This window comes from Arthrobacter zhaoxinii, assembly GCF_025244925.1.
Taxonomy (GTDB): Bacteria; Actinomycetota; Actinomycetes; order Actinomycetales; family Micrococcaceae; genus Arthrobacter_B; species Arthrobacter_B zhaoxinii.
Window position 1 is genome coordinate 1,636,551 of sequence record NZ_CP104275.1, and the last position, 26,995, is coordinate 1,663,545.

General features: G+C 68.0%; 23 protein-coding genes and 1 pseudogene. 11 read left to right on the forward strand and 13 right to left on the reverse strand.

What is annotated here, in order from left to right:
* The first annotated feature begins 50 nt into the window (after positions 1-50).
* The 5 genes from N2K95_RS07685 to N2K95_RS07705 all read left to right on the forward strand — a co-directional run bounded on the left by N2K95_RS07685 (position 51) and on the right by N2K95_RS07705 (position 5,138).
* Complete coding sequence (locus N2K95_RS07685; RefSeq protein WP_260653595.1) at positions 51-788, forward strand: M15 family metallopeptidase; 738 nt, start codon at positions 51-53, stop codon at positions 786-788.
* Between the two features lie 409 nt (positions 789-1,197).
* Entirely contained in the window at positions 1,198-1,611 is a 414-nt protein-coding gene (locus N2K95_RS07690; protein ID WP_260653596.1) for a hypothetical protein, read from the forward strand.
* 586 nt (positions 1,612-2,197) lie between these two features.
* On the forward strand, positions 2,198-3,355 hold the full coding sequence (locus tag N2K95_RS07695; RefSeq protein ID WP_260653597.1) for an NAD(P)/FAD-dependent oxidoreductase: 1,158 nt from the start codon (positions 2,198-2,200) through the stop codon (positions 3,353-3,355).
* Positions 3,289-4,236, forward strand: coding sequence for an RNA polymerase sigma factor SigJ (sigJ, locus tag N2K95_RS07700; RefSeq protein WP_260653598.1), 948 nt, complete (start codon positions 3,289-3,291; stop codon positions 4,234-4,236). Before N2K95_RS07695 ends, sigJ begins: the two co-directional genes overlap by 67 nt.
* Before the next feature lie 74 nt (positions 4,237-4,310).
* Positions 4,311-5,138, forward strand: a complete 828-nt coding sequence (locus tag N2K95_RS07705) for an SDR family NAD(P)-dependent oxidoreductase (RefSeq protein WP_260653599.1) — start codon at positions 4,311-4,313, stop codon at positions 5,136-5,138.
* 470 nt (positions 5,139-5,608) lie between these two features.
* On the opposite strand, the gene N2K95_RS07710 is transcribed toward N2K95_RS07705, so the two are convergent.
* Together N2K95_RS07710 and N2K95_RS07715 are read right to left on the reverse strand one after the other, a co-directional pair.
* Positions 5,609-6,160: a DUF4334 domain-containing protein gene (locus N2K95_RS07710; protein ID WP_260653600.1), complete on the reverse strand. Its 552-nt coding sequence runs from the start codon at positions 6,158-6,160 to the stop codon at positions 5,609-5,611.
* A 32-nt stretch (positions 6,161-6,192) separates the two neighbouring features.
* Positions 6,193-7,101: a sugar-binding transcriptional regulator gene (locus N2K95_RS07715; protein ID WP_260653759.1), complete on the reverse strand. Its 909-nt coding sequence runs from the start codon at positions 7,099-7,101 to the stop codon at positions 6,193-6,195.
* Positions 7,102-7,317: 216 nt separating this feature from the next.
* On the opposite strand from N2K95_RS07715, the gene N2K95_RS07720 reads away from it, so the two are divergent.
* Together N2K95_RS07720 and N2K95_RS07725 are read left to right on the forward strand one after the other, a co-directional pair.
* A complete protein-coding gene (locus tag N2K95_RS07720) occupies positions 7,318-9,093 on the forward strand; it encodes a glycerol-3-phosphate dehydrogenase/oxidase (RefSeq protein ID WP_407080143.1) in 1,776 nt (591 codons plus the stop codon).
* Between the two features lie 137 nt (positions 9,094-9,230).
* Positions 9,231-9,917: a maleylpyruvate isomerase family mycothiol-dependent enzyme gene (locus N2K95_RS07725; RefSeq protein ID WP_260653601.1), complete on the forward strand. Its 687-nt coding sequence runs from the start codon at positions 9,231-9,233 to the stop codon at positions 9,915-9,917.
* Here N2K95_RS07725 and N2K95_RS07730 read toward each other — a convergent pair.
* Complete coding sequence (locus N2K95_RS07730; protein WP_260653602.1) at positions 9,914-10,405, reverse strand: CarD family transcriptional regulator; 492 nt, start codon at positions 10,403-10,405, stop codon at positions 9,914-9,916. The genes N2K95_RS07725 and N2K95_RS07730 overlap by 4 nt on opposite strands.
* 87 nt (positions 10,406-10,492) lie before the next feature.
* Here N2K95_RS07730 and hrpB point away from each other — a divergent pair, with 87 nt between their 5' ends.
* Positions 10,493-13,126: an ATP-dependent helicase HrpB gene (gene hrpB / locus N2K95_RS07735; RefSeq protein ID WP_260653604.1), complete on the forward strand. Its 2,634-nt coding sequence runs from the start codon at positions 10,493-10,495 to the stop codon at positions 13,124-13,126.
* Between the two features lie 8 nt (positions 13,127-13,134).
* Here the strand turns inward: hrpB and N2K95_RS07740 are convergent, their stop codons facing one another.
* A complete protein-coding gene (locus tag N2K95_RS07740) occupies positions 13,135-14,301 on the reverse strand; it encodes a type I phosphomannose isomerase catalytic subunit (protein WP_260653605.1) in 1,167 nt (388 codons plus the stop codon).
* Between the two features lie 394 nt (positions 14,302-14,695).
* Here N2K95_RS07740 and N2K95_RS07745 point away from each other — a divergent pair, with 394 nt between their 5' ends.
* The 3 genes from N2K95_RS07745 (at position 14,696) to N2K95_RS07755 (ending at position 18,262) form a co-directional block, all read left to right on the forward strand.
* Positions 14,696-16,276 carry a Na+/H+ antiporter gene (locus tag N2K95_RS07745; RefSeq protein WP_260653606.1) on the forward strand — a complete coding sequence of 527 codons (1,581 nt, stop codon included), beginning with the start codon at positions 14,696-14,698 and terminating at the stop codon, positions 16,274-16,276.
* Positions 16,277-16,287: 11 nt separating this feature from the next.
* Positions 16,288-16,614, forward strand: a complete 327-nt coding sequence (locus N2K95_RS07750; RefSeq protein ID WP_260653607.1) for a hypothetical protein — start codon at positions 16,288-16,290, stop codon at positions 16,612-16,614.
* A gap of 145 nt (positions 16,615-16,759) precedes the next feature.
* A complete protein-coding gene (locus N2K95_RS07755; protein ID WP_407080127.1) occupies positions 16,760-18,262 on the forward strand; it encodes an MDR family MFS transporter in 1,503 nt (500 codons plus the stop codon).
* 45 nt (positions 18,263-18,307) lie between these two features.
* Here N2K95_RS07755 and mftF read toward each other — a convergent pair.
* The 9 genes and pseudogenes from mftF to N2K95_RS07800 form a co-directional block, all read right to left on the reverse strand.
* Positions 18,308-19,711, reverse strand: a pseudogene (gene mftF, locus N2K95_RS07760) (mycofactocin biosynthesis glycosyltransferase MftF); the annotation flags it as partial.
* Positions 19,678-20,433, reverse strand: coding sequence for a mycofactocin biosynthesis peptidyl-dipeptidase MftE (gene mftE, locus N2K95_RS07765; protein ID WP_260653608.1), 756 nt, complete (start codon positions 20,431-20,433; stop codon positions 19,678-19,680). The gene mftE and the pseudogene mftF, both read right to left, overlap by 34 nt.
* Entirely contained in the window at positions 20,434-21,630 is a 1,197-nt protein-coding gene (gene mftD / locus N2K95_RS07770) for a pre-mycofactocin synthase MftD (RefSeq protein ID WP_260653609.1), read from the reverse strand.
* Between the two features lie 31 nt (positions 21,631-21,661).
* Positions 21,662-22,546 (reverse strand): vWA domain-containing protein, encoded by an 885-nt coding sequence (locus N2K95_RS07775; protein ID WP_260653610.1) that lies wholly within the window; start codon positions 22,544-22,546, stop codon positions 21,662-21,664.
* 105 nt (positions 22,547-22,651) lie between these two features.
* Entirely contained in the window at positions 22,652-23,563 is a 912-nt protein-coding gene (locus N2K95_RS07780) for an AAA family ATPase (RefSeq protein WP_260653611.1), read from the reverse strand.
* Positions 23,564-23,583: 20 nt separating this feature from the next.
* Positions 23,584-24,423 carry a mycofactocin-coupled SDR family oxidoreductase gene (locus N2K95_RS07785; RefSeq protein ID WP_260653612.1) on the reverse strand — a complete coding sequence of 280 codons (840 nt, stop codon included), beginning with the start codon at positions 24,421-24,423 and terminating at the stop codon, positions 23,584-23,586.
* Positions 24,424-24,460: 37 nt separating this feature from the next.
* A complete protein-coding gene (locus N2K95_RS07790; RefSeq protein ID WP_260653613.1) occupies positions 24,461-25,273 on the reverse strand; it encodes a mycofactocin-coupled SDR family oxidoreductase in 813 nt (270 codons plus the stop codon).
* 29 nt (positions 25,274-25,302) lie between these two features.
* A complete protein-coding gene (locus N2K95_RS07795; protein WP_255792270.1) occupies positions 25,303-26,115 on the reverse strand; it encodes a mycofactocin-coupled SDR family oxidoreductase in 813 nt (270 codons plus the stop codon).
* A gap of 28 nt (positions 26,116-26,143) precedes the next feature.
* The gene (locus N2K95_RS07800; protein ID WP_260653615.1) at positions 26,144-26,974 is read right to left on the reverse strand and encodes a mycofactocin-coupled SDR family oxidoreductase; all 831 of its coding nucleotides are present in this window, start codon (positions 26,972-26,974) and stop codon (positions 26,144-26,146) included.
* Positions 26,975-26,995 lie beyond the last annotated feature (21 nt).

Genomic DNA, 26,995 nt, shown 5'->3' on the forward strand with positions numbered 1-26,995 from the left:
GTTTTTGCAGGGCCCCGGCCTATGGGAAAGTGGACGGGGAGGGAAACACCATGCCGCGCCAGCACATCACCGCACACATCGCCATCCTTGGCTGCGTGTGCCTCGGGCTCCAGGCCTATCTCTTCCATCTCGACCAGCCGGTCTCGGCCGGAACGACGCCGGCTGCCGGACAGGATTTCGACTCCCCGGCCAGCGTCTTTGTGGTCGTCAACAAGGAACGTCCGCTCCTGGACCCCGCTTATGCGCCCGGGGACCTGGCCGACGCCGGCGGCGTGGCACTGCGCCGGGAAGCCTCCGATGCGTTTGCCCGGATGACAGCCGATGCCGCCGGGGCCGGCGTCACCATCACCGCGGTGAGCGGCTTCCGGACGGCCGAAGCCCAGGCCGCGCTGCACGCCGATTATGCCGGCCGCTACGGATCCGCCCTGGCTGAATCGATTTCCGCCCAGGCGGGCCACAGCGAGCACCAGACCGGGCTGGCCGTGGATATCGGCGCCGCCGACGGGGCGTGCTCACTGCAGGCCTGCTTCGAGGGGACGGGCGCCGGAGCATGGGCAGCGGCCAACGCCCATCAGTACGGGTTTATCGTCCGCTACCCGGCAGGTGCCGAGCACGTCACGGGCTACGCCTACGAGCCTTGGCATCTTCGCTATGTGGGTCCCGCTGCGGCCGGGAAGATCCACGACGCCGGCATCACGCTGGAGCAGTATGCCGGGCTGTACCACCCATCGGGAACGCCGGCGCCGACGCCGGCGCCGTCGCACCCGTCGCTGGACCCTCTGCCGTAATCCCTGTTCACCAGGGAGCGTGGTCAGCGAAGGTTGGCTCGGTCGTTTCCGCCGGTGTTTCAGAACTCGGTTCGCAGGCGGGAGGTTATCTGCCTGGATTGCCGGGAAGGCTATTGCCCAGAACTTCGTCACCGACACGATTGCCGGGGAATAAACAACGGAGTGGTAATTTAAACAACTGTGATGAAAGCGGCTTGCAGCTAAACATAGATACAAACTGCGGGGTTGCCAGCGGTATCACGAAGAAAACCGTTGCGGGAGAAAATTACTCGTGCGGAAATGCGTTTCGGGTCCCATGCAGGGTCCTACAGCGGAAGCAGTGCCTATTTCGTCGAACATCTCGGTGAGAATATTGATTCCGGAATGGCAATGTACCAGCAGGTTCAAGAACGGGAGAGTAACTAACAAGATGAGCCATAGTCTGGAATCGGGTGGCGCACCGTCAGAGGTAGCGGAAAAGCAGATCACTGCGGATGCACGTTCCGCGAAAAAGGCTGCCCTCATCCGTGACGTTTTGTATGCACTTGCTCTCTTGATCTGCGTTGGGCTTACGGTCTACGTGCTCCAGAACGTCCCCTCCGGTACGCGGCTACCTTTCAGCGGCCGGCGCGGTGTGGATGAGATTTCGGTTCCTTACGCGATGATCATGCCTTCGGTAGTGATGGTGTTGATTTGGTGGATTGGTAAGCGACGGCCTCTCCGCCCAGGCAAGGCCGCCCTCATCCGAAAATATGTCTTCTCCACCCTGATTCCGCTGGTGGTAGTGGCCGGCCAGCTCGAGACGGCCAGAAAGCTGATTGATATAGGAGCCCTGGGCGGATAGGCATCCAGCCTTTGGCAGGTTCAAGGAAGTAAGCAGAGGCGACAACCCGGCAATTACGCCGGGAAGCGGTCCCAGGGGCAAAGGTGCGGGCCAGCGCCAAGGGCGTTGCTGCGTTGGCTCTCGTTATGGGTGGTTTCCGGGCGCTCCTTAGCGGCGGTGCGTTGCTGGCGGTTTACGCGGGGCTTCTCCCCATGCTGCTGAGTGTAGGAACTGTGGTTCTGCTGTCGGTTGCCAGGCCCATCCTTGTGCCGCGCATCCATCCTTTCGTTATCCGTCAGGGCGGACCGGCAACGTCCGGGAAACGAATGCGGCGTGATGACTCTGCCGTATATGCCGAGCACAGGGCCGCCATAGCGCGGGGTGAACAGCGCGCGCTGCGTTGGACGGTGTCGGGTGCTCACCACAGTTATGCGCAGGACGAGCATGTGTCGCCGACCGCTGATCCCTACAACGTCAGGTCACTGGGGCTCGGCATTCCTCTTGCCGCGGGGTATCTGGGTGCCTCCGGTCACAAATCCTCCCCGGGCGGTGTCCAATGTGCAGCCGGCGCGGAAGCCGGAAGCGACGGATATCAGGGAGTGCACTCATGGGCACCACAGCAGTCATTCTGGGCGGGGGATACGCAGGGGTCATGGCCGCCAACCGGCTGGCGGCCAGCGGGAGGCCGGGACTCGACGTCGTCCTGGCGACGCCGGAGGAAAGGTTCGTGGAGCGGATTCGGCTTCACGAGTACACGGCCGGCACCCGTGCGGACGCCACCGTTGATTTCACCTCGATCCTGCACCCGGCCGTGCGGCGGATCGCCGGCCGTGCGGTGCGGATCCTGCCGGGGGAGCGGACTGTGCAGCTGGCCGGCGGGGAAACCCTCACCTACGACTATCTGGTGTACGCCGTGGGCTCTGCCGCGGCGGCGGCGCCGGACGGAGCGGTGCGGATCGAACAGCTCGAAGGAGCCACGGCGGCACGCGGCCGACTCGCAGCACTGCCTGCCGGTGCCCGCGTAGCGGTGGTGGGCGGCGGGCTGACCGCCGTCGAGATGGCCGCTGAAACCGCCCGGTCCTGCGACGTCCGCGTTAGCCTGCACAGCGCCGGCCCCGTCGCGCCGCGGCTGCGCGCACAGACCCGCCTGTCCGTGGAGAAGAGCCTGCGCCGGGCCGGAGTGGAACTGCACAGCGGCACACCGGTGCCTGCCGACGGCGACGTGCGGACGGTGCTGGGCGCCGACGTCGTGCTGTGGTGCGCCGGGTTCGGGGTGCCCGGACTGGCCAGGGTGAGCGGGCTCCCGGTGAACGACGACGGGCGGCTGCGTGTGGATCCGACGCTGCGGGTACGCGGCCAGGACCGGGTCTACGGAGCCGGCGATGCCGCGGTGATCGACGAACCCTTCTACGACTACCTCCGGATGTGCTGCGCGGCCGCCCTGCCGATGGGGGCCGACGCGGCAGGGAACATCCTCCGGGCACTGGACGGAGAGACGGGAGTGCGGCACGACAGCGGATTCCGCGGCCTGTGCATTAGTCTGGGCCGCAGCGACGGAGCGGTGCAGTTCCTGTCTGCCGACGATTCCCCGACCCGCTTTCACCTGCACGGCAGGACGGCGGCTGTCCAGAAGGAAATCATCTGCCGGATGACACTGCGGTGGATCCGCGGTGAAGCCAAACGAAGCGGAGCATACACATGGCCAACAGGTCCGCAGGTGGGCAGGGCGACGACGGCGGGTCCCGTGCCGATGACACGCAGCTGAGCGGTGCGCGGGCTGGCCGTGACGCCGAATTCCTGAGGCACCGAGGGATGGTCTTCACCATTGCCTATGACGTCCTCGGCACCGTGGCCGATGCCGAGGACGTGGTGCAGGAGACCTATCTCCGGTGGCGCGCGGTGGAGACTCCAGTGGAAAACCCACGGGCCTACCTGGCCCGCACCGCCTCCCGCCAGGCACTGAATTCCCTCCGCACTGCATCCCGGCGGCGGGAGGACTATCCGGGCGAGTGGCTGCCCGAACCGCTGCCTACCGGACCCGCGCGGCTGCCGGCGGATCCGGAGGCGGCGGCCCTGACCGCCAGCGAGGTGTCGACGGCCATGCTGGTACTCCTGCAGACCCTGAGCGGGCCGGAGCGGGCCGCCTTCATTCTGCACGAGGTCTTCGACTTCGGATATCCGGAGATTGCTGCAACCCTCGAGATGGGCGAGCCCGCCGTGCGGCAGACAGTTCACCGGGCACGGACCCGGCTTCGGGCGGGCACGCCCCGGACTGCGCCGGACACCGGAGAGCACCGGGCCGCCGTCGAACGTTTCCTGGCCGCCACCATGACCGGGCAGGTGCAGTCCCTGCTGGACGTGCTGGCTCCGGACGTGGTCCTGGTGTCCGACGGCGGCGGTAAGGTCAGCGCCGCGCTGCGTCCGGTCCACGGGCCGGAGAAGGTGGCCCGCCTGATGATCGGGCTGGCGGACAAGTACGGTGCCGGGGCCGTCCCCGAGTTCATTGAACTGAACGGGCTGCCGGCGGTCGCGTATCGGGAAGACGGCACTGTGACCACTGTGTTCCAGCTGGACCTCGCGGATGGCCGGGTGCAGGCGGTGTACGCGGTGCGCAACCCGGACAAGCTGATCCGGCTCCAGGGCTAGACTCCGCAGCACCCCCGGCTAAGGTGGGAACGGTGTTGCCGCTCACGGCCGCGCTCTGAGGAAAGCAGGATTTTGTGTCTCCCAAAACCATCGTGATCACCGGCGCCAGCGACGGAATCGGCGCCGCTGCGGCAAGGCGGCTGACCGAAAACGGGCATCACGTCGTGGTGGTGGGACGGTCGCCGGAGAAGACCGCCGCCGTCGCCAAGGATACGGGCGGCGAGTATTTCCTGGCCGATTTCGCGGACCTGGGCAGCGTGCGTACCCTGGCTTCGGAACTGCTCCAGCGTTACCCGCGGATCGACGTCCTGGCCAACAACGCCGGCGCCGTTTTCGGCAATGTCCGCCAGGTCACCGGGGACGGACACGAGATGACCTTCCAGGTGAACTACCTCGCGCCGTTCCTGCTCACCCAACTGCTGACCGACCGGCTCCTTGAATCCAAGGGCACGGTCATCAACACCTCCAGCATGGCCAACCGGTTGTTCGGCAACGTGGACCTGGACGATCTGGAGAATGAAAACGGGTACAACCCCAGCAAGGCCTATGGAAACGCCAAGCTGGAGCAGATCCTGTTCACGGAGGAGTTCGACCGCCGCTACCGCTCGCACGGGGCAACTTCCACCGCCTTCCACCCGGGCGTGATCGGGTCGAGCTTCTCCAGTGCGGAAGGATCGGCAATGCGTGCGGTTTACCAGTCGCCGCTGCTGCGCAGGCTGCTCCCGACGCCGGAAAAGGGTGCCAGGACACTGGTCTTCCTGGCCGAGGGAACCCCGGGAACGGACTATCCCACCGGCAAGTACTTTGTCCGGAGCAAGGTGGCTAAGCCCAACAAACAGGCCGGGGACGCCGCGCTGGCTTTGGGCCTCTGGAACCGTTCGGTGGCAATGCTCGCGAAGTGACCGGGGTTGTTGGTCGGGATGACGGTCCGGGTCTCAGGCGCCGGCATCCCGGTGGGCCGCCCCGGCACGGTTTCCCACTGGGTGTGACAGGTGGTGCGCCTGTTGTCCCACCAGTAACGGCGGCACCACTTGGTGGGACGCAGGGTCTCAGCCTGATTCATAGTGCAGTAGATGTCGCCTGGCCGGTCAGCAAGCAGCACTTACTGCACTATGAATGTCCGGGGCGGCATCTACTGAGCAGATAACGGGGTTACGCGCCATCTAGTGAGCAGATTACGGGGTGACGCGGCATCTAGTGAGCAGATCACGGGGTTACGCGGCTGGGATAAGCCCGGTATCTGCTCAGTAGATGCGGCAACGCGTGCCGTGCATCCGGGACAGGGCCGGTTAAGCCTGCAGCAACACGGCCGCGGTGCCCGGCTGGGGCATCAGGCGGTGCCGCGGAGGCGGTAGGGAAACGTACGGAGCAGCTAGTCCCGCCGCAGGGCGAAAAAGAACGGAGCTTCGGGACCGCGCAGGTCCATGGCACCGAGCACCGTGCGTGCGTCGACCCGGCGGAAGACGTCCAGGACCGGCAGGGCGTCGTAGATCATTGACGCGCTCAACACCCCGCGGTACTCGGTCATCCGCAGCCGGGCGCCGGGCCGCCGGGTCCGCGCCACCCGCAACGCAGGACGTACAGCCGCCAGCACGCCCGGCTTCCGCAGCAAGGGACCGAAACGCAGCACTGCAGAAAGCGGGACCAGCGCCGGATTGACGTTGAACACGCCTCCGCCGGAACCGGAGAAGACCAGCGGGAACACCTCCTCCGCGCCGTCGAACCGCTTGCCGTACCAGCCCATCGGCTCGAGCAGGCCGTCGAGCCGGTGCCCGGTGGGCACTTCGGTACCCCGCCAGGAGCCGTTCAGCTCCGGCACCTGCACCGGTGGCTGGGAATCGAAGAACGCCAGGGCAGTCCCGGCGTCGGTCCCGGCCTGCAGTTCCTGCAGCCGAAGCACAGCGGGATCGGGTTCATTGGCCACGCGGGTTCCTCCTCGATCGGTTGGAACGGATCCTACGACGACGCCAGCCGCCGCGCGGAGTTCTCGTCCAGGATCAGGTCCGTGACCAGTCCCGCACGCAGGGCACCGAGCAGGCTGGTGGTTTTGGTTTCCCCGGCCACCACGCAGATCCGGCGGGGGACCTGGCGCAGCGTGGAGAGGTCGGGACCGGTGCTGCGGTGATTGAGCTTGATCCCGTCCCAGGTGCCGTCGGCCCGGTAGAACATGGTGGCGACGTCGCCCACCACGCCCTCGGACACCAGCTCATCCAGGTCTTCCTCGTCGAGGTAGGCCCCGTTGTAGACATGGCTGGGCACGCCCGCCTCCATGGACCCCACGCCGAAAATCGCCGTGTTCATCCGGGCCTGCAGATCCAGCACCCGCTTCACCGGGCGTTCCCGCCACATCGCTTCCTTGGTCTCGGCATGGTCGAAGAAGGCCGGGACGGGGAACTGGACCACGCGGGCACCGTACGCATGGCCGAAACGCTGCAGGATCTCGCTGGCATAGGTAATGCCCGAGGTGCGGAAATTCCCGGCCCCGTTCATCTGCACGATGGTGCTGTCATGCGTGTTCTTGATGGGCAGGTGCTGGCTGACGGCCGTCAGTGTGGAGCCCCAGGCGACGCCGATGATCGCGTCCGAATCGATGAGCGGACCGATCAGATGGGCGGCCTGGACGGCGACCCGCTGCAGGGCCTGGGCGGGGGAGACAGTTTCGGCAACGGGGACCACATGGGCCTGGATGCCGAAGCGGGAGGCGATCTCCTGTTCCAGCGCCGGAGCCCGGTCCGAGGGGTTGCGGATCTCAATCCGGACCAGGCCGGTGCTTCGGGCATAAGAGAGCAGCCGGGACACCGTGGAGCGGGAAATCCGCAGTTCCCGTGCAATGGCCTCCATGGTCAGGCTCTGCAGGTAGTACATCTGCGCCGCCCGCAGCGCATCCCGGTCGCGGCTTTCCTTCTCGCCTGCCCCCGGCCCGGTGCCGGAGGGGTCCGGGAACCTGCCACTGACACCAATGTTCATTTGCCGTCCATCGACACAGCTGCGTACTCCATGAATCCATTATCGCAGGGTGCACGTATGTGCATTGGTTGGGCCCCTGGAGCCGCAGGCTTCGACCATTGAGTAGATATGGCAATGCAGCCACAGAAGCGTTTGGAGAGATACGTGGACAATTCCGTGAACCCCAGCAAGGCAAAGACCGCCGCCCGGACCCGTCCGGTGGTACAGCAGCTGAAGGACCGGCCCAAGGCCTCGGTGCTGATCATCGGCGGCGGCATCAACGGCGTCGGCACCTTCCGGGACCTGTCGCTGCAGGGAGTGGACGTAGCCCTCGTAGAGCGCGGGGATTACTGCCAGGGCGCCTCCGGTGCGTCGTCCCACATGATCCACGGCGGCATCCGCTACCTGGAGAACGGCGAGTTCCGCCTCGTGCACGAGTCCGTCGTCGAGCGCAACGCCCTGCTCCGCCTGGCACCGCACTACGTCAAGCCGCTGCAGACCACCATCCCGATCACCACCACATTCTCGGGCATCACCGCTGCTCCGCTGCGCTTCCTGACGCACAAGCAGGGCAAGCACACCGAGCGCGGCGCCGTGCTGATCAAGGCCGGCCTGCTGATGTACGACTTCTTCTCCCGCGGCGGCCGCGTGGCCCCCAAGCACAACTTCGTCGGCAAGAAGAAGTCCCTGCAGGAACTGCCGAAGCTCCGCCCGGACGTAAAGTACACCGCCACCTACTTTGACGCCTCGGTGCACAACCCCGAGCGCCTCACCCTGGACGTCCTGCGCGACGGCCTCGAAGCCAACCCGCAGTCGCGCGCCAGCAACTACGTCAGCGCCGTCGGCACCACCGACGCCGGCACCGTGCTGCGCGACGAAGTCACCGGTGAAGAGTTCGTCTTCGACGCCGACGTCGTCATCAACGCCACCGGCGCCTGGGTCGACGAGACCAACGATTCCTTCGGCAAGCGCACCAGCTTCATGGGCGGCACCAAGGGCTCGCACATCGTCCTGGACCACCCGGAACTGCTGGAAGCCTGCGCCGGCCGCGAAATGTTCTTCGAGCACACCGACGGCCGCATCGTCCTCATCTACCCGATGGGCGACCGCGTCCTGGTGGGCACCACGGACATCGACGCCGACATCAACGAGGCCTCGGTCTGCACCGACGAAGAGATCGAGTACTTCTTCGAACTCATCGCCCACGTTTTCCCCACGGTTGACGTGCGCCGCGACCACATCGTGTACACCTTCTCTGGTGTCCGCCCGCTGCCCAAGCACGACGACACGCAGCCCGGCTTCGTGTCCCGCGACTACCGCGTGGAAAAGCGCTCGGACTACCGTGGCGGCCGCAGCGTCACGAGCCTGTCGCTGGTCGGCGGCAAGTGGACCACGTTCCGTGCCCTGTCCGAGACGCTGGCAACCGAGGCAATGACTGCCCTCGGCGTGCCGCGGAAGACGACGACGGCGGAACTCCAGATCGGCGGCGGCAAGGACTTCCCGCGCACCGAGGCTGAGGAGCGCCTGTGGGTCAACCGCATGGCTTCCGACGTAGCCGACCGGGACCGCGTCCGCGTCCTGCTGACCCGCTACGGCACCCGCGCCGTCGACGTTTTGGAGTTCCTGTCCCAGGGCGGGGACCAGCTGCTGGCCTCCACCAAGGAGCTCAGCACCCGCGAGCTCACCTACATGGTGGAGAACGAGCAGATCACGCAGCTCGCCGACATCCTGATCCGCCGCACCTCGCTGGCCTTCCGCGGCCTGGTATCCGAGGACATGCTGACTGAGCTGGCGGACCTGCTGGCTCCGCAGCTGGGCTGGGACGACGCTGAAACGCGCCGCCAGGCCGAGTTTGCCCGCAATCTGCTGGTCACCATGCACGGCATGAAGATCCCGGCGCTGGCTTCCTAGTCCAGGAGTAACAGCCGGAACAGCAAGAGGACGGACACCGCTACGGTGTCCGTCCTCTGCTGCGTTCCGCGTCCGGGACCAATCCTCTCCTGAACACGCCCTTGAGGTGCTTGCCGACAGCTGGCACCATCTGCTCTGTGACGGGGTTTAGAGCAGCAGACGGCGAGGAGGCAGACGCGATGGCGCAACGGCGGAGTTCTGCCTCTGCCCTGTGGCCTCTGGTTCACGCGGAGCGGCGGGCTCTGGCGGACGACCTCGGTGAGCTGGGCACTGAACAGTGGCGGCACGAGACCCTGTGCGGAGAGTGGAACGTTGAAGACGTGGTTGCCCACCTGATTGCCGCGGCAAGCCTGAACCGCTGGGAATGGCTGCGCAGCATGGCCGGCGCACGGTTCCGGCCCGACGTGCACAACCAGCGGCGGCTGGACGAAAGCCGGGGTGTCGATCCGGCAGCTACGTTGAGTCGGTTCCGCGCCGTAATTGCCAGTACGACGGCGCCCTCCAGCCATATTCCGGCATATCTCGGCGAGGTGGTGGTCCACAGCCAGGACATCCGCAGGCCGCTTGGCATTCACCGGCAGCCCAGCATCGAGGCGCTGACCGCCGTCGCCGGGTTTTTCGCCGGACGGGACTTTGCCGTGGCCAGCCGGACGCATATCGCGGGACTGCATCTGCGCGCCGACGACGGACCGTTCGCCGCCGGCAGCGGTCCGCTGGTTACCGGATCGACTCTAGCCCTGGTGATGAGCATGGCAGGCCGGCCGGCATACCTCGCCGACCTTAACGGCCCAGGAGTGCCGACGCTGCGGGAACGGCTGAGCTAAGCCACAGCGCCGGACGGAGCCCAGACCGCGTCCAGCTTGTCGCCGGCCTCTCCCTCGGAAACACCGAGCGACAGGGAAATCTCCGTCAGCAGCGGCCTGCGGGCATGCCGGAGCATCTCCCGCTCGGCCTGCGAGAGACCGCGGTCCGCCTCGCGCAGCATCAGGTTGCGGACCACGGCGGCTATCACCATCGGATCACCGGTGGCAATCTTCTCCGCGTTGTCCTTGTACCGGCGGGACCATTGGGCATCTTCCTTGTCCGCCGGAGCGCGAAGGACGCCAAACAGCGTCTCGAGTCCCGCCCGGTCCAGGACCGGACGGAGGCCGACGTGGTCCACCTGGTCAACGGGCACCCAGACCATCAGGTGGGAGGACTGGACCTCCAGGACAATGCAGTTCTTCTGCATGCGCGGATGGGTTTGGAAAGAGCTGACAACGGCGGGGCCATGATGGGGGTGGACCAGGATCTGGCCTTTGGAAAATGGCAACTGCTACCTCCAGGGAAGAGGAAAGGCAGGGGCGAGTGACGAGACCCTTAACATTTTACAGCTTCCGGCAGGAGGCAGAATGGAAGAGTGACTTCTCCGGCCTCTCCGCACCCAACCGACCCGCCCTTCGACCTTGCGGGCATCGGCCGCGGACTGGTTTTTGCCGAGTCGGTCCCGGAGCTCGCTGCGGTGCTGAGCGGCGGTGCCGGTGATACGCGCGGCGGCACCGCCGTCGTCCAGGCGCCGCCGGGAACCGGCAAGACCACCCTGGTGCCGCCGCTCGTGGCGAACATCCTCGCCGGCGGCGGAACCCGGCCGCGGGTGGTGGTCACCCAGCCCCGCCGCGTGGCCGTCCGCTCGGCGGCCCGCCGGCTCGCAGCCCTTGACGGCACGGCCCTCGGCGGACGGATCGGCTACACGGTCCGGGGCGAGAGCCGCACGGGTCCTTCTCCGCTGGTGGAATTCGTGACCCCGGGCATCCTGCTGCGCCGCCTGCTGGCCGATCCGGGCCTGGAAGGAACCGCCGCGGTCATCCTGGACGAGGTCCACGAACGCGGCCTGGAAACGGACCTGCTCCTGGGCATGCTCACCGAAGTCCGCCAGCTGCGCGAGGACCTGACCCTCGTGGCCATGTCCGCCACCCTCGATGCGCCGCGTTTTGCCGCACTGATCGGGGCGCCCGACGGCGGCGGCCCGGCTCCCGTCATCGGCTGCCCCTCGGCGCTCCATCCGCTGGAAACGGTCTGGGTGCCTCCGCCGGTGCCGCGGCTCGACGACCGCGGAGTCCCCCGCGGCTTCCTGGACCATGTCGCGGACACCGCCCTGGCCGCACACTTGCGGGCCGTCAGCAGGAACCCCGGGACCGATGCCCTGGTGTTTGTGCCCGGTGCACGCGAGGTGTCCACTGTGGCGGACCGGCTGCGTTCACGGGCGCCGGCCGGAACCGAAGTGCTGGAGCTGCACGGACAGATTCCTCCGGCCGAGCAGGACCGGGCGGTTTCCGGCCGCGGTCCCGGCGAACCGGCCCGCATCATCGTGTCCACGTCCCTGGCGGAGTCCTCGCTGACGGTGCCGGGCGTGCGGCTGGTCATCGACTCGGGCCTGGCCCGCGAACCGCGCAGGGACGCGCTGCGCGGCATGTCCGGCCTCGTCACCCTGTCCTGTTCGCGCGCCTCCGCCGAGCAGCGGGCCGGCCGCGCCGCCCGGCTCGGCCCCGGAACCGTGGTCCGCTGCTACGACGACAAGGCATTCGGGGCTGCGCCCGCACACCAGACTCCGGAAATCGCCGTCGCCGACCTCACGGCGGCTGCCCTGGTGCTGGCCTGCTGGGGTGCACCGGCGGGTGAGGGGCTGTCCCTGCCCGATGCGCCGCCGCCGGCCGCCATGCGGGACGCCGTCGAGGTGCTGCGCGGGATCGGCGCCGTGGACGCCAAGGGGCAGGCGACCGCCCGGGGCAAGACCCTCGCGCACGTACCGGCCGATCCGCGGCTGGCCCGCGCCCTGCTCGACGGCGCCGGTGCGGTGGGCGCTCGGACTGCGGCCGAGGCCGTTGCCCTGCTCGCGGGGGACAACCGGGCACCCGGAGCGGACCTGACCCGCCTGCTCGCCGGGCTGCGGACCGGCCGCGAGCCCGGGGAACGGCGCTGGGCCGACGACGTCCGGCGGCTGGAGCAGCTAGCCCGCCGGGAGAAGGGAAATGCGCCGGCCGCGGCGGGAGTTTCCCCCGGCGAAGCCCTCGGATACGTGATTGCCCTGGCCTTCCCGGACCGGATTGCGCGGCGCGTTCCCGGCTCCGGCCCCGAGCGGTACCTGCTGGCCTCCGGAACCCGCGCCGGACTTCCCGCCGGCAGCTCCCTCACAGGCTCTGACTGGCTGGCCGTCGCCGACGTCGCCCGGGCCGAGGGGCGGGACGCCGCCGGCACCGGTGCCGTCATCCGCGCCGCCGCCCCCCTGGCCTTCGACACTGCGGAAGCGGCTGCCGAACACCTCGTGACGGACGCGGTGGAGGCAGACTTCGCCGGCGGCCGGGTCACCGCGCGCCGGGAACACCGGCTCGGCGCGATCCTGCTTGGCTCCACCCCGGTACGCCCGTCCGCCGAGGAGGGACGCGCCGCCGTCGCCCGCGCCCTGACGGCACGGGGCCTGGACCTGATCGGATTCTCGGGCGGCGCCGATGCCTTGCGCCGGCGCCTGGCCCTGCTGCACCGGGAACTGGGGGATCCGTGGCCGGACGTCAGCGAGCCGGCCCTGCTGGCCGGGCTCCAGGACTGGCTCGGCCCCGAACTGGACGCACTGGCCCGAGGAGCCTCCGCCAACAGCATCGACCTCACCGATCCACTGCGGCGCCTGCTGCCCTGGCCGGATGCATCCCGGCTGGGCAGCCTGGTCCCGGAGCGGCTTGAGGTTCCCAGCGGTTCCCGGGTCCGCATCGACTACCCGCCGGCGGAGGACGACGGCGGCCGGCCGGTGGTTGCGGTGAAGCTGCAGGAATGCTTCGGCTGGGCCGAAACGCCGCGGCTGGTGGAGGGGCGGGTGCCCGTGCTCTTCCATCTGCTGTCCCCGGCCGGCCGGCCCCTGGCTGTTACCGATGACCTGGCGTCCTTCTGGTCCGGTCCTTATGCCCAGGTTCGGGCCGAAATGCGCGGGCGGTATCCCCGGCACCCGTGGCCCGAGGATCCGTGGTCCGCCAAGGCCACCGCCAGGACAAAGGCCCGGATGTAACCCTGGCGCTAGCGTGCCGACGCGCTGAAGAGCTGTGCCGAGCCCTCGACGTCGGCCGTGGTCGGGTCGCCCAGGTAGAGCATGCTCGCGCCCTGCTCCAGGAACGTGCTCACGTCACCCACCGTGACCCTCGCTTCGCCCAGTGCGGCAAGCACCACGGTGAAACGTTCCAGCGGGATGGTTGCTGTGCCGCCGTCGATCACTGTCCGCCGCAGGTCCAGATCGTCGCTCCAGAGCGGAATACGTTCCTGGCACTCAGTGATACGTGCCACCTCCAGCGGAGCCGGGCCGGGCTGGCCGCTGCCCAGAATCTGCTGCAGCTCGGCGATGTCTACGTAGTCCTTGGTCAGCCCTGCCTTCAGGGCATTGTGCGAGAGGCCCATCACCACCATCGCCTGCCCGGACAGATAGGAGTGCAGGCAGCCGGCAGGCGTGACCATTGCCTGCCCCGGGGCCAGCTTGATGAGGTTCATGCAGATGGCTATGAGGATCCCGCGGTCGCCGGGGAAAAGCGGCGCCAGCCGGCGGAAGACGGCAGCTGCATCTGCGGCAAGACCCTCGGTCTCCGTCACGGCAGCCACGGCAGCCTCGGTTTCCCGGAGTGCCCGGGCAACCTCGGACGGCTCCATGCGGAGAAGGGCATGCACCGGCAGCTCATGGCGGAACGTCAACAAGGCGCGAAGCCACGGAAGGTCCACTCCGTCGGCAATGGCCCGCAGTTCTTCCCTCGTGCGCTCTCCGGACAGCACACGCAGGGGCGTGAGTGCCACCGCCACTTCGAACTTGGCGTATCTGTCCTTGTAGTTCCGGTTTCCGGCGCCCAGAGGGACCCCGCGGGTCTGCTCACGGACGTAGCCGGCCAACGCCTGGTCCGGCTGCGGGTGCAGCTGGATGGACTTGGGCACATCCGCGTCCAGGAGATGCATCCGGAAAGGGATAGGGCGCACCGGCAGCGCCTCCGGAGCAGTGAAATTGTGCGGGTGGGCGGCAATCAGCCGATCGAGGGCACCGGGCAGGTCATCGGGATCCCAGGCAATGACGGCTCCTGTAGCGGAAGGAGCATCGTGCCGGTCATCTTTTCCGTGCTGCGCGCCTGCGCCGGCATCCCCCTTCAACGCGTTCATTGCAGCGGAAGGGTTGCGGGTTTCCCTCACCACTCCGTAGACGGCAGTCATGGATGCAGTGCCCCCTTCCGGACGGCGGGAGGAGTCAATGCAACGGGGGAGAAGAAGACCTTCAACTCAAATCACCGGGATCTTGCTTATGTCGCTGGTGGACGCCGAAGCGGCTTCCTTGGACGCACAAACTTCCGTTCAATTTTAGCGGGTTTTGGGTGCGGCGCGAAGAGCCCGGGCTTTGGTTTTCGGTGATCTCAGTAACCCGTCCCATGATCTCCCCGCCCGCCCCGGAACGTTCCGCCGGCCGCGCCACCACCGCAAACCTCCCCGTCATTAGCTGCACTCAATGCAATAATTAACGAAATACTTACACATCCGAAAGAAGCAGGTGCGGAGATGGAATACGCGGCGCGGTCGGTCCGAAGCAAGCTCCGAGCGGACGGCTGAGCCGGTGGATTTCCTCATACTCCTGATCGGACTGCTTTTCGGAACCGTGCTGGCCGCGGGGATCGGTGAGCGCATCCGGCTGCCGTATCCGGTACTGATGCTGATTTCCTCGGCCCTCATCGCGTTCCTGCCGATCATTCCCGAAGTCCACATCAACCCGGAACTGATCCTTCCCCTCTTCCTTCCGCCGCTGCTCTTCGCCGCCGCGCAGCGCAGCTCCTGGTCCGTCTTCCGGCTGCGCTGGCGCTCCCTGGTGCTGCTGGCCGTGGCGCTGGTGGCGGTCACCGTGGCCGTGGTGGCCGGCGTCTCCTGGGCGATGGTTCCGGCGCTCGGGCTTCCCGCCGCAATTGCGCTAGGCGCTATCGTTGCCCCGCCCGACCCGGTGGCTGTGGAAGCGGTCGCGCGGAAGGTCCGGATGCCGCGGCGGCTGATCACCGTGCTGCAGACCGAGGGCCTGTTCAACGACGCGATCGCCATTGTCATCTTCCAGGCTGCCGTTGCGGCGAGTACCAGCGGCGGGCACGTGGGCTGGGACGTGGTGCCGGACTTCCTCATCGCCGCGGCCGGCGCCGTGGTGCTGGGCCTGGCAATGGCGTGGGTTGTCGGCAGCCTCAACCGCTTTGTGCCGAACCTGGTGGCACGCTCGGCGTCCACCCTCGTTGCACCCTTCGCCGTCTACCTGCTCGCCGAAGAGGTGCACTTCTCCGGAGTGGTCGCCGTCGTCGTCACCGCGTTGGAACTGGGCCGCCGTGCCCGCCCGCAGGACTCGGAGGAGCGCCTGACCCGCACCGCGTTCTGGGACGTGGTGGAGCTGCTGACCACCGGTGCCGCGTTCGGCCTGGTGGGCATCGAGATGCGGTACATCATCGAGGACGAGGGCGCCGAGCTGCTGAGTTTCATCCCCGGCATCCTGGCCGTGTGCGCGGCCGTGCTGCTGGTCCGGTTCCTGTGGATGATGGCGATCTACCGGATGGGCGGGACCGAAAAGAACCACGTGCCGGGTTCGCTGAAAGAGGTCCTGGTCCTTTCCTGGTGCGGCATGCGCGGCCTGGCAACCCTGGCGCTTGCCCTCGCCCTGCCGGGCACCACGCTTGCCGGAGACGCGCTGCCCGGACGCAACTTCGTCGTCGCCTGCGCCTGCGCGGTCCTGGTGGTGACCTTGGTGGTACCGGGATTGACGCTGCCGTGGCTGATGCGGGCCCTGAAGCTGCCCAACGACCATAAAGAGGCCGACCGGATGGAACGCGAACTCGCGCTCCGGGCCGAACGGGTCGCCGTCGAGACCATGAAGCGTTCGGCAGCCATCCAGCAGCTGCCGCCGGACCGACGCGCCGCCCTGGCCAAGCGGATGGCTTCGCTGCACTCCATGCTGGAGAGCGACGAAGAGGACGAATCGCAGAAGATGCTGGACCGCAAGGCAACCCTGGAAATCATGGACGTGGTCCAGCGCGAAGCCATGGACGCCGCGCGCCGCGAAGTACTTGACGCCCGCCGGCAGCGCGGCATGGATCCGGAGGCCGTGGACCGCGTGCTGCGCCGCCTGGATCTGCGCACCGTCACCATGGACCGCCCCGAACGCCACTAGACTTCCCCAACATGAGTAAGAACGTGGAAGCCTGGCCGCATCTCGGCACTGCCTGGCTCGTGCAGTCCGCAGCGGCGGCGGTGCTGGCCGTGACCGTCGTCGTCCTGCAGCTGTGGATCTTTCCCGAAAGGGTGCAGGCCACCGTCCTGCTGGGCCTGATCCTGGGCTCGGCGGTGATGCTGCTGCTCTCCGCCCCGCTGGTTTTCGAGTGGCTGCGTCAGCGGTTCCAGCGTCCCTGGGTGTCGCTGGTTCTGACGGCAGCGGCCGCCATCGCGGGCGGCTGCTGGCTGGTGGTGCTGTTTGTGCTGGGGTTCGGACTCCTGGTCACCGGGTTCTAGCGCACCACGGCTTTCCGCGTTGGGCGAATATCCCGAACGCTTGATCCTTCAACCACGTACGATGGCAGGCCGGGCCCGCTGAAGTGCCGTCCGTCCCCGCGCCCTCCAAGCGGCGCCCGCGCACCATGAATAGGACTCTGCCTCCTTGAGTATCGATCCCTCCGCAACACCCGTGTCCACTGCCGGAACCGCCCGGCGCGCACGAAAGAAGCCGGCCCCGGCCACGCTGGATCCGCGCACCAAGACCGTGATCGGGCTGCTGCTCGTCTCCTCGTTCGTGGTCATCCTGAACGAAACGATCATGAGCGTGGCGCTGCCCCGGCTCATGGCTGACCTGGACATCACTGCGGGAACCGCCCAGTGGCTGACCACCGGCTTTATGCTGACCATGGCCGTGGTCATTCCCGCCACCGGCTTCCTGCTGCAGCGGTTCTCCATGCGCGGACTGTTCCTGACCGCCATGTCCCTGTTCAGTGCCGGCACGCTGCTGGCGGCGCTGGCTCCGGGGTTCGGCACCCTGCTGGGCGGCCGGATCATCCAGGCCGGCGGTACCGCCATTATGCTTCCGCTGCTGATGACCACGGTGCTTAACGCGGTTCCCGCACATAAGCGCGGACAGATGATGGGCACTATTTCCATCGTTATCGCCGTGGCGCCGGCTATCGGCCCCACGGTCTCCGGCATCATCCTCAGCGCGCTGGACTGGCGCTGGATGTTCTGGCTGGTCCTGCCCATTGCCCTGCTGTCACTGGCTGTGGGCGCAATGAAGGTCCAGAACCTCACCCAAACCAAGCGCGTGCCCTTCGATGTGCTTTCCATCGTGCTGTCCACCTTCGCCTTCGGCGGACTCATCTTCGGCCTCAGCAGCATCGGCGAGGCCGCGCAGGGCAAGGAACTGATGCCGCTGTGGATCCCGCTCTCTGTCGGCGTCATCGCCATGGCCTGCTTCGTTCTGCGCCAGCTCGTGCTCCAGCGCACCGACAGTGCCCTGATGGACCTGCGCACGTTCACCAGCAAGCCCTTCGTGGTGGCGATCGTTATGGTCCTGGTCTCCATGATGGCCCTGTTCGGCTGCCTGATCGTGCTGCCCCTGTACCTGCAGAACGTGCTGGGACTGGACACGCTGCACACCGGGCTGCTGCTGCTTCCCGGCGGTGCCGTGATGGCCATCCTGTCGCCCATCGTGGGGAACCTGTTTGACCGCTTCGGTCCCCGCCCGCTGGTGATTCCCGGCGCCGTGGTGCTCAGCGCCGCCCTGTGGGGCATGACCCTGCTGACGGATGAAACCCCGGTGGGCCTCGTGATCCTGATGCACTGCCTGCTGAACGCCGGGCTGGGCTTCATCTTCACTCCGCTGTTCACCTCGGCGCTGGGCTCGCTGGACAAGTCCCTGTACTCGCACGGCAGCGCCATCATCAACACGCTGCAGCAGCTTGCCGGCGCCGCCGGCACTGCTGTCTTCATCACCCTGATGACCACCGGCACGACGGCGGCCCTGGCCGACGGCGCGTCAGCGGTCTCCGCCGCCGCCTCCGGCGTTCATACGGCGTTCTTCTGGGGTGCGGTGGTCTCCCTCGTCGCCGTCGCGGCGTCGTTCTTCGTCCGCCGGCCCACCAACGAACTGCCGGAAGGCGTGGCCATCCACTAGCCGCCGCAGGCGCCGCCGGAAACCATGGAGACCGGTGATTTCAGGCCGCAGCGCTCCCACCGAACGTCCCCGGACCGCCCCGAACCACACCCCGGCGCCGTAGGCCAGATCATCCAGGCGGCGGGCAACAGCGAACCGCACCGGATCCAGCTCGGCTCCGGTGCGCCGGTACTCCACGGCGGCGTCCACCACTCCGGCGAGGAGCGCTGCCCGGCGCAGGCGCGAGGAAAACAGGCAGCCCGCGGCCGTCAGCGGCCACCAGTGCCGCAGCAGCAGCGCCGATCCCTGCCCCAGCGCAGCCAGGACCCCCTGTCCCACGAGGACTGCCGCAAGCTGCAGGGGCTTCGGGCTGCGCCGGAGGCGTCGGGCCAGCCGCAGGACCGTGGCCGCCGCCAGAACGGCGGCCACGGGCAGTGACCAGCGGCGCTGGGCCAGCAGGGCAAAGAGGAACGCGACGCTCCACGGTGCCAGCACCGCCGGGGCCACGTTGCTGCCGTGCCGCCGGGAAAGCTCGTGCGCCCCGGACCCGTAGAACGTTTTGCGGGCCAGCCACGGCACAAGCTCCCGCCGGTGCTCGTGCCGCGCAGCCACCGATGGGTCGTAACGCACGCGCTTGCCCTGGCGGACCAGGTTCCAGACCAGATCCACGTCTTCCGCGACGCGCAGTTCGGCGCTGAAGCCGCTGCCCAGGGCCTCGACACGTCCCACCAGACACGCCGCGGGGAGCCAGGACACCGTCCCGCGCGGATGCACCAGGGCCGGGCGCCTGCCGAGGTCGAGGGAGGAGCGGGAATCCTCATACCGGCAGATCCACCCGGTGTCATTGCCCGGATTCCAGCCCAGGATCCGCGGCGCCACAAGCGCTACGCCCGGATCGGCGAAATGCCGCAGCAGTGCAGGAACGGTCCCGGGATCCAGCACCATGTCGGAATCCACAAACGCCACGTAGGGTGTCCGGACCCGTGCCAGCCCGGCATTGCGGGCAGCGGCCGGCCCCGCGTTCACGGCCAGGGGAACGTACTCGGCGGCGTAGGCGGCCGCGGCGTCGGCGATCGGCTGCGGGGACAAGGAAGCGTCATCCACCACCACCACCCGGTGTCCCGGACCGATGCTCTGCAGCAGCCGGCGCAGATGGTCCGGGCGGTCCCGGACGGGCACCACGAACGTCACGGCCGGGTCCGCCGGTGCCGCAAGGACAGCGGCTGCGGGGTCGGCCATGCCGAAGGCAAGCAGTTTCTCCGCCAGCGCTGCGGAAGGACCGTCGCTAACGGTGAACCCGCCTGTTTCGAGCAGCTCCCGTGCCGCCGCGCCCGGGAAGAGTACGCGCAGGGGAGAGCCGCCGGTGAGTACCTGGGCACTGCCGCCGACCCGCACGTTTTCGGAGAGCCGGATGCCGAAGCCGACGGGGAGGCCGGTCACGGAACCGCCGCCGGCAGCGGCTGGAGGCACCCGTACCGATCCGGAGCGCCGGCCAGGCGGGCGGCAACGGCCCCGGCGGCGCGAACGAGGAGCTCCTGCCCTTCGGCCGCGGAGGCCCCGGCCGGGTCGCCCAGGACGCCGAGCGGGGAGACAGCCTTCACGCCGCCGGACCGCAGCGCCGGCATCAGCTCGGGAAGCGGGCGCGTGTCCCCGCGGACTGCCCGGTCCAGGTGGACGCTCCCGGGCGACAAATACAGCATCAGCGACGTTTCCGTCCGGCCCGCATGGGCATCCCCGGGTTCGAAGGTGCAGGGCACCCATCCGACCGAGTGGTTTTCGGCAAGGAGCTGCCCCACCGCCCGGACCAGTCCCGCAGCGTTTCCACCGTGCGCGTTGACGAAGACAACCCGGCGCGCCCAGGTCGAAAGCGAGCGGACGAGTTCCACCAGCATCAGGCTCAGTGCCTCATGCCCCAGCGACACCGTGCCGGGAAAATCCTGATGCTCCCCGCTGGCACCGTAGGCCAGCGCCGGGGCGACGACGACGTCGGCCGGCCCGGTCCTCGCGGCAGCCTCGGCCGCGACCGCCGCCGCAATCACGGTATCCGTGTCCAGGGGCAGGTGCGGGCCGTGCTGTTCGGTGGAGCCGGTGGGCACCAGGACCGTGGCGCCCCGGCGGACCTCCGGCCAGGTGCGTGCCGCCAGACTCCACGGCGGTGGCGACGACGGCGGCAAGGGCGCGGACGGGGCCACTCAGCTCTCCCGGTCCTTGGGCGGGTCTCCCACTGACCGGGTGAACCCGGACGGAATGACCAGGTCCTCGGGGCGCAGTTCATGGATGGAGGTCTTCCCCAGCCCCCGCAGGGCGGAGTCAAGGCCGCCCTGGAGGATGTCCAGGACGTTCTCCACCCCTGCCTGGCCGTTCGCGGCCAGCCCCCACAGGTAGGCCCGGCCGATCATCACGGCCCGGGCACCCAGGGCCAGCGCCTTGGCCACGTCGCTGCCGCGCCGGATACCCCCGTCGAGCAGGACCTCAACCTGGCCGCCGACGGCCTGGGCAACGGCGGGGAGGAGCCGGATGGTGGCCGGGGTGCCGTCGAGGTTGTTGCCGCCGTGGTTGGAGACCGAGAGTGCGGTGACGCCGGCGTCGACCGCCCGGCGGGCATCGTCCACGCGGGTGACGCCCTTGAGCATAAACGGCCCTCCCCACGTCTCGCGCAGCCAGGCCACGTCCTCCCAGGTGGGCGGCGGCGTCTGCATCCACTCGCCGTACGCTCCGAAGAAGGTGGGGGCTTCGCCTCCCGGCGGGACCAGGTTCGGCACCGTCAGGTCCGGTACCCGCCCGGACCGGGCAAAGGCCAGCAGCCAGCGGGGATGCGGAAGCACCTCCGGAGCCAGCCGAGTCATGGCCTTCAGCGTCATCTTTTCCGGGATCACCGGGCTGCCCCAGTCCCGGCCGTTGGAGAAGGACCAGTCCAGGGTGGAGATCAGTCCCGTGGCACCGGCGGCCCGGGCACGCTCCATGCGCTGGATCATCGCCTCCCGCGTTCCGCTCCAGTACATCTGGAAGAACAGCTGGGGAGCAGCCGCTCCCACCTGTTCCACGGGTTTGCTGGCGAACGAACTCAGGCTCATCACGGTCCCGCGGTTTGCGGCCGCACGCGCCACTGCGACTTCGCCCTCGGGGTGTACAGCCTGCACGCCGGTGGGGGAGATGATTACCGGCAGGGCGATCTGCTGCCCCATGACGGTGGTGGTCAGGTCACGCTTTGCGGACTGTCCGACCACGTGCGGGGCGAAGCCCAGCTCCGAAAACGCGGCAATGTTGTCCTCCACGGTGACACCTCGCTCCGATCCGGCGACCAGCGCGCCGTAGACGGATTTCGGCAGGTTTTTTTTGGCGCGGCGCTGGGCCTCGGCAACGGTTTCGAACCAGGGATTGGTGAACATGGCACGGCCTTTCATGGTTGAGACTGGACCTTCAGGTGGCGAACACTGCGCTTACGGCTGGCGCAACGTCCCGGTAGGTATGGATGGTTCGGGCGGTGCCGCGTCCTTCCCGGGCGAGCTGGCGGCCCAGTTCGACGTCGGTTTCGGCGCTGGTGTCGATCAGGACGTCCAGCCGAGGCAGGCGCGCCGCGGCAATCCGGGGATCCGGGCCGGCGTTGTGGACGCAGTCCGAGAGCAGCAGCACCCTCGCGTCCCGAACCGGGATCCGCAGCAGTTCACGGTGGGCGAGCTCCAGCGGAAAGCTGATGTTGGTGAGCCCCCGGGCCGGGATGCGCAGCAGCGTGTCCAGCAGCTCCATCGGCTTCAGCTCGGCGCCCAGCGGCAGCAGCAGGGCGGCATCGGACCAGAAGGCAATGACGGCCAGCGCGTCCCGGTGCAGTTCGGCGGCCAATGCCCCCACCGTGGCAGCGGCGGTCTGGAGGCGTTCGCCCTTCATCGACCCGGACACGTCCACCGCGAGCACCACGGACCGGCGGGTGCGCACCCGGTCCCGGACCACGATGTCCTCGTCGTCGGGGACCGGCCGCTCGGCCAGCACTTCCAGGGTCCGGTCCAGGTCGATGTCATCACTGCCGCCCCGGTAGGGCAGGCTGGCGAGTGATCCGCTGCCGCGGCGCGGCACCGCGTCCGCCCGCGGGCGGGGTACGGACAGCAGGGCGGCGATATGCCGGACCCGTGCGCGGACCGCCGGGTCGACAGGTACCGCGGCCGTCCCGGCTTCCGCCGGTGCAGCAGCCTCGTCGGTGAATCCCGGGCGGGACGAACCCGGAGGTGCCGCCCCCGCCGGAGTGCGCCGGCGTGCCGCGACGGGCTGGATCACTGCGCCCGGACCTGAACCGGGCACCGGCTCAAACACGGCGGGATCCTCGGTCAGCTGTTTGGGGGCACGGCGCAGCGGCGGGCGCCGTTCGGGCCGGCGTCCGGTGCGGCGGGATACCGGCGAATCGGCGGAAACTTCTCTTCAACCGGGTGCCGCCGCCGCAGGATGAAGGATGAAGTGGTCCTCCCATATCTCCCGCAGCACCCGTTCCGGAGTCGTCTCGGCGGCTTCGTCCAGGTGGATGCGTCCGGAGAGGCAGACCGCCATCGCGTCGTAGACCAACTCGCGGTAGCCGGCATCGCCGGGGTCGGAGATCCCGCGGAGGCCGGCGAGCTGGCCGGACACCAGCACGCAGTCGATGGCGCCGCGCACGCTGGAGCCCTGGCGGATATCCGGATGGTCCCGGGTGGCCCGCGTCAGTGCCACGGCGTCGGCGATGAGCGCTTCTCCAAGCGCCCCCGGCGCGTCGGTGCGCAGTGCCACGATGCCGCGTTCGGCGTCGTCGTCCTGATAGCCGACGGCAAGCCGGTTCAACCGGTCATGCACGGACGTGGAGAGTCTGGTGGTGCCCTGGTTGTCGTAGGGATTCATGGACGCGATGACCCGGAAGGTGTCCAGGGCCGGGATGCTGCCGACGCGGGGGACCGCGATGGAACGGTCCGCCATGGCAGCCAGCAGCGTGTTCAGTGTGTCTTCCGGAGCCCGGTTGAACTCCTCGATGTACAGGAATCCGCCGGTCTGCATTGCTTCCACCAGGGGGCCGGCCACGAAGTTGTCGGCACTGTAGTCCTCGCGCAGTACCCGTGCCGGGTTGTGGTGTCCTACGAGTTTGGCCGGGGTCAGATCCGCGTTCCCCTCGACGAAGAGCAGCGGAATGCCCCATTCGGCAGTGATGGCCTTGAGCATGGTGGTCTTGCTGGTGCCCGGAGGGCCCTCCAGGACTATGTCGCGGCCGGCCGCGACGGCCGCGAGCGTAAGTTCCAGCTCACGCTCACGGCCGACGAGGTGCGCGGCGATGCGGTCCCGGGTGGCCCCGATATCCGTGGTCTGCACAGGGTTCCTTTCCCATCCGGTCAGTGGACGGCGCCGCCGGCGTCGACCGGGATCTGGCCGCCGGAGACGTAGTAGGACTGGTCAGAGGCCAGCCACGCCACGGCGTTGGACACATGCTCGGGCTCAATCCATGCCTTGCCCATGGGATTGGTGCCCGCGAACGCCGCTTCGGCGTCCGCGGCCTGCGGATCATCCAGTTCGGGCCGGAACAACTGGTAGGTCTTCCGGTTCTTCACCATGGGGGTGTCCACGGAGTTCGGGTGGATGGTGTTGACCCGGATCCCGTACGGGCCTAGCTCGTTGGCAAGCACCTTCATCAGGCCCACAACCGCATGCTTGGTGGTGGTGTACGCCGCGACGTTCGCCAGTCCCTTGAACCCGGCCAGCGAGGAGATGATGACGACGGAGCCGCCGGGTCCGGATGCGATCAGGTGCTCGGCGGCCGCTTTGTAGGTGTGCCAGACGCCGGTGACGTTGATGTCCATCAGGTCCTGCCAGGACTGTTCGTCGACCTTGTGGGTGGCGGAACCGAAGGTGAAGATGCCGGCGTTGGCCACCACGATGTCCAGCCGGCCCAGCTGCGCCACCCCGTCGTTCACCGCCGCAGTCAGCGCTTCGATGTCGCGGACGTCGGTCTCCACCGCGACAATGCGCCGGTCCAGGGCTTCGACCTGGCGTGTGGTTTCCTTCAGATCCTCCGGGGTTGCCGGGGGATAGAACTCGGTCACGGTCTCCACCGGACCGCAGAGATCGACGGCGATGATGTCCGCCCCCTCGCGGGCCAGCCGCAGGGCGTGCGCCCGCCCCTGGCCGCGGGCTGCGCCCGTGATAAACGCTACTTTTCCGTCAAGGTTTCCCATGGTGCTTTCCTTTCCTGGGAGTGTGTTGCCGGTCGGTTCAGTACTGGGTAACCCCTGCATCCACGGTCATGGCCAGGGACGTGACGTAGCGGGCCTCGTCGGAGGCCAGGAACAACACCGCATTGGAAATATCCGCCGGCTGGACCGCCTGGACGTCCAGCAGGTTGGTCGACATGCTGCCCAGCCGGGGATGTTCCTCCAGCCAGACGGGAAAGGACTGCATGTCCTCACCGCTGATCATGGGAGTCATCACCCCGGTGGGATGGAGGGAATTGACCCGGATATGGTGTTCGGCAAGCTCCGTGGCAAAGGCCCGCATCAGTCCCACCACGCCGTGCTTGGCGGCGACATAAGGCGCCAGGAACGGCAGTCCCTTCAGCCCCGCGGCGGAACTGGTGAGGATGATCGAGCCGCCGCCGGCCTCCACCAGATGCGGGGCGGCCAGCTGCACGGTGTTCCAGACACCGGTGAGATTGATTCCCACGGTGTCATCCCAGATGTCCTGGGTGGTCTGGTCCCACGGCCGCATGATCATGATGCCCGCATTGGCCACCACGATATCCAGCCTGCCCAGCTCCGCCGCACCCGCATCGATGGCGTTCTGCAGGGCGCCCCGGTCCCGGACGTCCGCCTTGACCGCGACGACGCGCCGGTCCAGGGCTTCGACCTCCTTGGCCGTCTGGGCGAGGTCCTCCTCGGTCGCAGCCGGGTAGGTTACGCCCCGCACGGAGTCGCAGAGGTCAACGGCAATGATGTCCGCGCCCTCCTGTGCCAGCCGGATGGCGTGGCTGCGGCCCTGACCCCTGGCCGCCCCCGTAACCAAAGCAACTTTTCCCTGCACACGCCCCATGACGTGCTCCTTTCGATTCGGTTGGTTGGCTAGTACTGGGTGTTGCCGGCGTCGACCGTCATCGCGAGCGAGGTGACGTAGCGGGCCTCATCCGAGGCGAGGAAAAGCACGGCGTTGGATATGTCCACCGGCTGCGTGATGTCCACCGGCAGCAGGTTGGTCATCATGCCGCCGATCCGCGGGTGGGCCTCCAGCATTGCGCCCATGGCCGCCATTCCGTCGCCGGACGCCATCGCCGTGTCGACGCCGGTGGGATGCACCGTGTTGACCCGGATGTTGTGCTCGGCCAGCTCCGTGGCGAAGGCGCGCATGATGCCCACCACGCCGTGCTTGGCGGCGACATAGGGGGTCAGGAACGGCAGTCCCTTCAGGCCCGCGGCGGAGCTGGTGAGGATGATGGAGCCGCCGCCGGCTTCCACCAGGTGCGGCGCCGCCAGCTGTACCGTGTTCCAGACGCCGGTCAGGTTGGTGCCCACGGTGTCGTTCCAGATTTCCGGGGTGACTTCGTTCCACGGCTTCATGATGCAGATGCCGGCGTTGGCCACCACAATGTCCAGCCGGCCGAGCTCCGCGACGCCGGTCTCGATGGCTTTCTGCAGGGCGCCGCGGTCCCGGACATCGGCTTTGGCGGCGATGATGCGCCGGTCGAGTGCCTCAACTTCCTTGACGGTCTGGGCCAGGTCTTCCTCCGTGGCCGACGGGTAGCCGACCCCCGGCAGTGTGTCGCAGAGGTCCACGGCGATGATGTCCGCGCCCTCCTGCGCCAGCCGGACTGCATGGCTGCGGCCCTGACCGCGGGCAGCTCCGGTAATAAACGCGACTTTTCCTTCTACACGCCCCATGGCATGCCTCCTCTGATGGTGGAAAGGATTACTTGGCGGTGGATCCGGCGTCGACGGGCAGGGTCACGCCGGTGATGTACCGCGCCTCGTCAGAGGCCAGGAACAGGACGGCGTTGGAGATATCCACCGCGTCCACCCACTTGATCGGCAGCACATTGAGGGCCTGGAAACGTTCTCCGATCTGCTCCCGCGTCGGATTGTCCAGATCGGGTGCGAAGAGGTTGTAGGTGGCACTGTTGTGGATCATGTCCGTGTCCACGCTCGTGGGGTGCACGGAATTGACCCTGATCATGTCCGGCGCGAGTTCGAGCGCCAGCGCGCGCATCAACCCGACGACGCCGTGCTTTGCCGACACGTAGTGCGCAAGGTTTCCAATGCCCATCAGTCCGGCGGTGGAGCTGGTGAGAATGATGGATCCGCCGTTGCCGCCGGCCCGCAGATGGGGGATGGCGGCCTTCGCCGTGTGCCAGACACCGGTCAGGTTGATGTCCAGCATGTCCCGCCATTCCTCGTCAGTCAGCTCATCGACGGCGCCGAAGCCCGCTATCCCGGCGTTGGCACTGACGATGTCCAGCCGCCCCAGCTGTGCGACGCCGTCGTCGACCGCGGCCTTGAGCGTGCCGTAATCCCTGACGTCGGCTTCGATAGCCACGATGCGGCGGTCCAGTGCCTCCACATCCTTGACGGTCTGCGCCAGATCCTCAGGGGTAGCCATGGGATAGTGCACGGTGTCCACCTGGCCGCAGATGTCGACGGCGATGATGTCCGCCCCCTCCTGGGCCAGCCGCAGCGCATGGCTGCGGCCCTGCCCCCGGGCGGCTCCGGTAATGAATGCGACTTTGCCTTCAACACGCCCCATTGCGTGTACCTTCTTTCTTTT